The 938-nt window shown below is 67.3% G+C and carries 1 protein-coding gene; it reads left to right on the plus strand.

Annotated elements, in window-relative coordinates; all coding sequences use genetic code 11:
- Window positions 1-27: 27 nt before the first annotated feature.
- Window positions 28-938 (plus strand): IS5 family transposase gene (locus tag G6045_RS40655; RefSeq protein ID WP_328708106.1). Its coding sequence is split into 2 segments (ribosomal slippage): window positions 28-376 and window positions 376-938, totalling 912 coding nucleotides; the frame shifts between segments, so codons are not numbered across the junction.

Here is a 938-nt window from a genome sequence, read left to right on the forward strand (position 1 = left end):
CCTAGGTCGTGTCTGATAATTGATCTTGTGGTGGGTCGTGGTGAGCTGACGGATGCGGCATGGGAGCGGATAGCGCCTCTGCTGCCGGGTGTTGATGGTCGTGGTCGGCCGTGGCGAGATCACCGCCAGGTGATCAATGGGGTGTTGTGGCGGTTACGAACCGGTGCGCCGTGGCGTGACCTGCCAGAACGCTATGGTCCGTGGCAGACGGTCTATGAGCGGTTCGCCCGCTGGGAGGCGGACGGCACCTGGGCCCGACTGCTTGAGCAGGCCCAGGTCCGCGACGACTCTGTGGGAACCGTGGAGTGGGCAGTGTCGGTCGATTCCACGGTCAACCGAGCCCACCAGCATGCCGCCGGGGGCCGCAAAAAGGGGCGAGGGCGGGGGACGAACTGGAAGATCCGGCATATACGACGACTGGCCAGGCGCTCGGCCGATCCCGCGGCGGGCTGACCACCAAGGTCCATCTCGCCTGCGACGGCCGCGGCCTGCCGCTGGCTGTCGTCGTCACGCCCGGCAACGTCAACGATTCCACCGTCTTCGACAAGGTCATGGACGAATTGAGGGTGCCCCGGGCCCGCGCCGGACGGCCCCGCCGCAGGCCGGAGGCGGTCATCGCGGACAAGGCGTACTCATCGCGGGCGATCCGCCGCTCCCTGCGGAGAAGGGGTATCCGCGCGGTGATCCCGGAGCGAGCTGATCAGAAGGCCAACCGTGTGCGGCGCGGACAGGCCGGCGGCAGGCCGCCGGCCTTCGACCGAGAGCTCTACAAGGCCCGCAACGTGGTCGAGCGTTGCTTCAACCGCCTCAAGCAGTTCCGCGCGATCGCCACCCGTTTCGACAAACTCGCCACCCGCTACAAGGCCGGAGTCCATCTCGCCGCACTGATCCTCTGGCTGCGCGAACCCACCCAAGATCGTTTGTCAGACACGGCCTAG

The organism is Streptomyces mesophilus, assembly GCF_011044995.1.
Lineage (GTDB): Bacteria > Actinomycetota > Actinomycetes > Streptomycetales > Streptomycetaceae > Streptomyces > Streptomyces mesophilus.